The sequence below is a fragment of the Halorhodospira sp. M38 genome, assembly GCF_022227985.1.
Classification (GTDB): domain Bacteria; phylum Pseudomonadota; class Gammaproteobacteria; order Nitrococcales; family Halorhodospiraceae; genus Halorhodospira; species Halorhodospira halophila_A.
Window position 1 is genome coordinate 1 of sequence record NZ_JAJNQP010000069.1, and the last position, 1,255, is coordinate 1,255.

The window sequence follows — 1,255 nt, forward strand, 5'->3', positions numbered from 1 at the left end:
GAGCACCCTGAACGAGCACCTGCCGCCCCACCACCGGGCCTACGCGGCGCTCGACGGCGGGCAGATGCTGCGTTGGGCTGAGGGCGTCGGTGTGGCGACCGCCACACTCCTGCGCCAAGAACTCGAAAACGGCCCCCTACGTCGTGCACGGCGTCTGGCCGAAGGACTCCAGCGCCTAGCCCGACATTACAGCCCACAGCGCCTGGAGGCGGCCTCGGAGCGGGCACTGAGCCTGGGGGTGGGCAGCTACACGAACCTGGAGTCGATCCTGCGTCGCGGTCTGGACCGTCAGCCGCTGGATGGGGAGCGGCGAACCGAGGCCACGCCCATCGAGCACACCAATGTGCGCGGCCCCGGCTACTACCACTGATCGCCCCCACCACGGAGAGATCTTGATCATGTTACCGCATCCGACCCTGGAGAAGCTCTCGGCGCTAAAACTCAATGGCATGCGTGCTGCCGTCGAGGAGCAACTGGGCCGCACGGACCTGGAGGCGATGCCCTTTCTCGATCGCCTCGCCCTGCTTGTTGAGCGTGAGGCCGCGGTCCGTGCCGATCGCCAGCTCACTGCCCGGCTGCGTGCCGCCAAGCTGCGTTATCCCGAGGCCTGCGTCGAGGGAATCAACCGCCACGCCCGCCGCAAGCTCTCAGGTGCTGTGCTTGAGCCGCTTTTCACCAGCCGATGGGTCACGGATCAGCGCAATGTGCTGATCACCGGTCCAACCGGCGTCGGCAAGTCCTATCTCGCCTGCGCCCTGGCGCAGAAGGCCTGCCGCGACGGCTACCGGGCCTACTATGCACGTCTGCCCCGGCTGCTTGGTGAGCTGACCCTCGCCCGGGCGGATGGCACTTATGCCCGCCGCTTTGCCGAGCTGGCCAAGGCCCAAGTCCTGGTGCTCGACGACTTCGGTCTCGGGGCTCTGGATGACGCCGACCGACGGGAGCTTCTGGAACTTCTCGAGGACCGCTACCGACGCCGCTCCACGGTCATCGCCAGTCAGCTGCCCATCGCCCAGTGGTACGAGGTCATCGGCGATGCCACGCTGGCCGACGCCATCCTCGATCGGGTGGTGCACAACAGCTACCGCCTCGAGATGCAGGGTGAATCCATGCGTCGCTCCCAGGATGCCCTCGAGGCAACCACCTCGGAGTCGACCCCATGAGCCGCTGGCTTGGCGTGGAACTACTGCCTGCAGAGGCACCCCAGCTTAGTGGAATGGCCCCACCACTTCCCGTGGAACGGGCCCACCACTTC

The 1,255-nt window shown here is 66.9% G+C and carries 1 protein-coding gene and 1 pseudogene; both read left to right on the top strand.

The features are described 5' to 3' along the window. Positions 1 to 370: pseudogene (locus tag LRA98_RS12785) on the top strand (IS21 family transposase); the annotation flags it as partial. A 28-nt stretch (positions 371 to 398) separates the two neighbouring features. Next, positions 399 to 1,163 (top strand): IS21-like element helper ATPase IstB, encoded by a 765-nt coding sequence (istB, locus tag LRA98_RS12790; RefSeq protein WP_238634269.1) that lies wholly within the window; start codon positions 399 to 401, stop codon positions 1,161 to 1,163. Positions 1,164 to 1,255 lie beyond the last annotated feature (92 nt).